This window comes from Ancylomarina sp., from assembly GCF_041555295.1.
Lineage (GTDB): Bacteria > Bacteroidota > Bacteroidia > Bacteroidales > Marinifilaceae > Ancylomarina.
The window spans coordinates 1-5,319 of record NZ_JBFFKR010000240.1 but is presented as its reverse complement, the minus strand read 5'-3'; the positions used below and the strand labels follow the sequence as shown (position 1 = coordinate 5,319).

The 5,319-nt window shown below is 35.1% G+C and carries 5 protein-coding genes; 1 reads left to right on the top strand and 4 read right to left on the bottom strand.

All coding sequences use genetic code 11. The features are described from left to right. Nucleotides 1-430: gliding motility-associated C-terminal domain-containing protein (locus tag ABY905_RS13655; RefSeq protein WP_372644805.1), on the top strand; the 430-nt coding region annotated here is incomplete at its 5' end. Nucleotides 431-514: 84 nt separating this feature from the next. Here the strand turns inward: ABY905_RS13655 and ABY905_RS13650 are convergent. The 4 genes from ABY905_RS13650 to ABY905_RS13635 form a co-directional block, all read right to left on the bottom strand. Next, complete coding sequence (locus tag ABY905_RS13650; RefSeq protein WP_372644803.1) at nt 515-2,671, bottom strand: elongation factor G; 2,157 nt, start codon at nt 2,669-2,671, stop codon at nt 515-517. 459 nt (nt 2,672-3,130) lie between these two features. Continuing rightward, nucleotides 3,131-3,262: a hypothetical protein gene (locus tag ABY905_RS13645; RefSeq protein ID WP_372644801.1), complete on the bottom strand. Its 132-nt coding sequence runs from the start codon at nt 3,260-3,262 to the stop codon at nt 3,131-3,133. 795 nt (nt 3,263-4,057) lie between these two features. Continuing rightward, nucleotides 4,058-4,417 carry a lysostaphin resistance A-like protein gene (locus ABY905_RS13640; RefSeq protein ID WP_372644807.1) on the bottom strand — a complete coding sequence of 120 codons (360 nt, stop codon included), beginning with the start codon at nt 4,415-4,417 and terminating at the stop codon, nt 4,058-4,060. After that, entirely contained in the window at nt 4,392-4,889 is a 498-nt protein-coding gene (locus ABY905_RS13635) for a hypothetical protein (protein WP_372644799.1), read from the bottom strand. Before ABY905_RS13635 ends, ABY905_RS13640 begins: the two co-directional genes overlap by 26 nt. Nucleotides 4,890-5,319: the final 430 nt, after the last annotated feature.

The following is a 5,319-nucleotide window of genomic DNA, read 5'->3' as shown; positions in this document are numbered from 1 at the left end:
TACTTATACATATTTACACCCTGGGGAGTATAATGTGAAATTAATAGTTACAAATACCGATGACGCAATGAATTGTGTTGCGTCTTCAACTAATAAAATTATAGTTGAAGGTTCGATTTTTGAAGTTCCCAATGTGTTTACTCCCAATGGTGATCAATGGAATCAAGAATTTCGATTAGAACTTTATTCTGTAAAATCATATTCAGTTAAAATATTTAATCGTTGGGGACGACTTGTTTATCAATTCCAAGAATCAGATGTATCACCAGGTTTAGATAAAAGAAAAAGTAGTAAAGGTTGGGACGGGAAGATAAATGGCAAGCTGGCTTCATCAGGAACTTACTTCTATGTTGTAGAAGCAGAGGGGCGAGAAGAAGGTGGGAAACATTATACCAAGAAAGGATCTGTAATGCTCTTGCATGATAAATAAGAGAGAAAATGTTCTCAATCAAATATAAAGAAAGCCGACAGACTCAAATGAATCTGTCGGCTTTGTCTTTGTTAAGATATTAGGTTAGGCTTCTGCCATTTCTTCTTCGTAGGCAGCTAACAATTCTTGCTGAACATCGTTAGGTACTTTCTCGTACTCAGCAAATTTCATAGAGAATTGAGCTCGTCCACCTGTTAAAGAACTAAGTGAAGTTGAATAGCGATCCATTTCCTTAAGAGGTACTTTCGCTAAGATTTTTTGGAATCCTTTTTCAGCTTCCATACCCATAATCATTGCGCGGCGAGTTTGTAAATCACTCATCACATCACCCATTCTATCTTCAGGAACTAAAATTTCAATATTATAAATTGGCTCTAAAATTTTAGGTGCAGCATTCTTAAAGGCTTCACTAAAAGCGTGACGTCCTGCAAGCCTGAACGAAATTTCATTTGAGTCTACGGCATGCATTCTACCATCGTAAACCGAAACGCGTATGTCACGAGCATAGGAGCCGGTTAATGGACCTTCGTCCATCTTTTCCATAACACCCTTCATAATTGCAGGAAGGAAGCGTGTGTCGATTACACCACCAACAATGCAGTTACAGAAAACCAACTTTCCACCCCAAGGAAGATCGACAGTTTCCGTTCCTCTTAAATTGACTTTAAATTCTTTCCCATCTACTTTAAATGATGTAGGATCTGGAATTCCTTCATAATATGGCTCAATAATTAAGGATACTTCACCAAATTGCCCTGAACCGCCTGATTGTTTTTTATGACGGTAGTTAGCTGCAGCTTGTTTTGTAATGGTTTCGCGATAAGGAATCTTTGGAGATTTAAATTCAATTTCCATCTTATCGTTGTGCTTCAATCGCCATTTAAGGGTGTTCAAGTGGAACTCACCCTGACCATGAAGAAGTATTTGTTTAAGTTCTTTCGAGTATTCAATTATTATAGTTGGATCTTCTTCGTGTATGCGATGAAGCAATTCACCCAAACGCTCATCATTTGATTCATCAACTGCATTTACAGCAGTTCTGTATTTTGGTTCTGGGAAATCAATATCCTTGTATATGAAATCACAATCCTTACAATTTAAGGTATGATTGTTTTTTGTATTCTTAAGTTTTACGGTAGCACCAATATCACCAGCAACAAGTTCAGAAACTTTCTCACGTTTACGACCGGCAACTACATAAAGTTGTGAAAGGCGCTCCTTGGTACCATTATTGATATTTGTTAAATCGTCTCCTTCCTTAATTTTACCCGAAATCACTTTAAAATAGTTGACCTCACCAATATGTGGTTCGATAGATGTTTTGAATACAAATAATGACGTTGGAGCATTGGAATCACATTTTGCCTCACGTCCACTCACGGTTGGGATAGCAGGCATCTCTGTAACGAATGGGACTATATTTCCAATAAATTCCATTAGTCTACGAACACCCATATCTTTTTTTGCAGAGATACAGAACACAGGATAAAGATCGCAAGCAATCATTCCTTTTCTCATACCCTCTCTCATCTCATCTTCAGTCAATGATCCTTTATCGAAATAAAGTTCCATCAAAGCCTCGTCGTTTTCGGCAGCAGCTTCAACTAATTCGTTATGAAGTTCGTTTGCTTTTTCTTTTTCCGAATCAGGAATATCAAGTATCTCTGGTTTTCCTCCATCTGGACCCCACTTGTACATTTTCATTTTCAACACATCAACGACAGCATCGAAACCAAGGCCAGCATTTACTGGATACTGAACAATAGCGATTTTGTTTCCAAAACTCACTTTTGCAGATTCGATGCATTGTTCGAAATTGGCTTTCTCATGATCAAGGTGGTTGATAACAAAAATCAAAGGTTTATTCCGCTTGGTAGCTCTACGACCAAGGACCTCGGTTCCTACTTCAACACCATGTTGTGCATTTATTAGCATCAAACCAGTGTCAACCACATTTAAGGCAGATATAACACCACCAGAAAAATCGTCGGCACCAGGCGTGTCGATGAAATTGATTTTTTTTCCTAACCACTCTGTATACAAAACGGTAGAGAAAACAGAATTACCATGTTCATGCTCTACCGGATTATAATCAGAAACGGTGTTATTATCATCTACGTTTCCGCGTCTGCTAATAACACCGCCTTCGAATAGCATTGCCTCGGCAAGGGTGGTTTTACCCGAGCCGGCATTGCCAATGAGAGCGATGTTCTTAATTTCATTAGATTGATAAACTTTCATACTCGAAATTTTTATTGGGTTAAAAAATATTTCGATCAGCAAACTAGGGTTAATCTGCCTTTCTGAACTTATGGGTCTACCAAATTAGCGAACTTTTTTTTCAATTCCAATAGCTGATGATGAGATGTTTAGTTTGGTCTTTGATTGTTGAAAGTGGTATTCTGAGTTCCGCATTATCTTTAATGAGTCTATTAAAAACAGACTTTGTAATTTGTTTTTATTCTAATTTATTGTCAGAGATAATTGTATTTCCTTTATTAAGCTGTTCCTTTTTAAGTCGAAGGATCCACTTTCGTTTTCAGTTCTGTTAAGACTTTCTAGAGCTTTTAAGAGTAGAGTTTTGGCTTTATCATTATTTCCTAATTCCTGATTTATTTCGGCTTCTTGTTTGAGAAGACTTCCATATAAATCGAGTTTGATAGAATTGCTTTCACTTTCTAGATGAATTCTGTCGAAATGTTATGAACAGCAGCCTTCCAATGTTTTCAGTGCCTGAGAGTAAGAGCCTTGTTCTTTAAAACCCATCATCTTGGCTACGGCTTTACCTGCTGCTTCTATCAGTTGAAGGATGTAGTCTTTATTTTGAATCATGTTTTTTGAATTGTTTTTAGTTTAGTGATGCTAAGGCAAAGCCAAGTGTTACAACTCCATTGATTGTGGTATGTAACAAAACTGAATACCAAAAACCATATTTCATTCGGATAAAACCTAATATGCTACCCATAAAGATTTGCGGTGATACCAATAGAGGGGAACATATAATCACCCAGAAACTAATTTCTGGAAAACTGAAATTCGTTATATGTACAAATCCAAAAGATAGTATTGAGAAGTAAAAGAAGAATCTAAAATATTTAATGATGCATTTTTGTATTTTAAGTAGATATGTGTTTCGTAGAATTGAAATTAAGATTGCTAGTTCGATGCTTGATATAATTGTAAAGGTGATATAATTCCCCTCAAATTAGGAAGTATAGGGTTGATGGGAACATTAAAACTAAAAATAAGATCAGGTTGTTTCGCTTTGGTCTTAATAAGAGGCGAAATAAACATTCTTCGATTATAGGAGCAAATATGGCAGCTCTAATAAGCATTTCATTAACCGATAGACCAGAAGTGAAATGTTTTGCATCAAGCAAATGCGCTATACCAGAGATTGGTATTAATATCATTGCGACAACAATAAAATACAAGAAAATAAGTAGAATGAATTGATTTCAGTCGATTTTAGTCTCTTTAATGTGCTTTGGATTTTGCAAGAATGATTGTAAGTTCATAGAAGTATAATTATAGAAATTCTTTACATTAAAGGAACTTGTTGTCTGCGAATAACAGGTGTGTTTTGTTTCTTGTAGTAATATAATATAACAAGTATGGTGATAGAACTTAATAGATACAAAGCCACGAGCCTTTAAAACCAAAATCACCACCGTTAAATGAATTTTTAACCAGCATATCAAATTTGAATACCGAGCTGACGTTTAAGGCACTCACATTATAATCGAAGACACAGCCTTGAATAAAATTCCAAAACAGATGTAAGCTAATGGGGAACCATAGATTACGGGTGTAGATATAGGTAATACCTAATAATATGCCTGCAATAAATAGGTTGGTAATGCCGAACAAACTCAAATTATCGTTAAAGGAATGTCCTAGAGTGAAAATAGCTGAGGAGATAATTAAACTCCAATAAGGACTCATGGAATCCATTAGATTATTAAGAATATACCCTCTGCATAATATCTCTTCGTTTAGAGCTACAAATAATAAATAGCAAAAAGCCGTAAATGAAGTCAGTACCGTTGAAATGGAGACCTGTGATAGTGATATTCTTACTCATTAGTAATATGCTCGTCCCGACTATCATGATTACTGCAGCTGTTAGTAATCCCCAAAGTAAATCTTTACTTCTTCCTTCAGTGTGAAATCCTATTGATGAAATTGATCGCATGTCAATATTCTTACGAAAGAAAAATACAACTGCTAATGTCCCTATGCAACCAGCACCTTGAATTATAAAATGCTCTTTTAATATCAGATCCTTTACATGGCGTAAACTTTCTAAATCACCGGCAATTATTAAAGAAGCGATAACTGAGAAAAGACCTCCTATAAATAATATTCCTAAAAGGACTAAGAAAATTCTGAAACCAACATGGATATTTGACTTTGTTTCTTCTTCTTCTTCTTCTTTAATTGGATTTCCTTGTGACATCGTATTCCGCTTATGAGATTATTAATAATGCGATAAAAATAGATTTATTAGTTCATGATTTAATATGTCAAGTCTGTCAAGTTGATTGACAAGTGATAATTGATCTTTCTCGTCATGATTTAATTTTATGTTTTTATTTTTGGTCATTCCGAAACACAAAAATTTGATGACCTTATTAAGAATTGACCTAAGTATCATTTCAGTTGATCAAGAAGGAAAAACTGTGAAAACAATTAACTATCTTTGTACGCTGATTTAAAGGGGTTTTTGTGAAAATAACTAGGGTCATCTATTGTTATTTGGAAATAATTAATACCTTTGCAACCAATTTGTTAAAATATATTTAATCACAAAGTAATTGTTAATATGCCTACAATTCAACAGTTAGTTAGAAAAGGACGTGTCAAGCTTGTAGAGAAAAGCAAGGCTC

What these genes read in the sequence shown, in the direction of transcription:
- ABY905_RS13635 (WP_372644799.1), bottom strand. Translation starts at nt 4,889, where the DNA reads ATGTCACAAGGAAATCCAATTAAAGAAGAAGAAGAAGAAGAAACAAAG.
- ABY905_RS13645 (WP_372644801.1), bottom strand. Translation starts at nt 3,262, where the DNA reads ATGATTCAAAATAAAGACTACATCCTTCAACTGATAGAAGCAGCAGGT.
- ABY905_RS13650 (WP_372644803.1), bottom strand. Translation starts at nt 2,671, where the DNA reads ATGAAAGTTTATCAATCTAATGAAATTAAGAACATCGCTCTCATTGGC.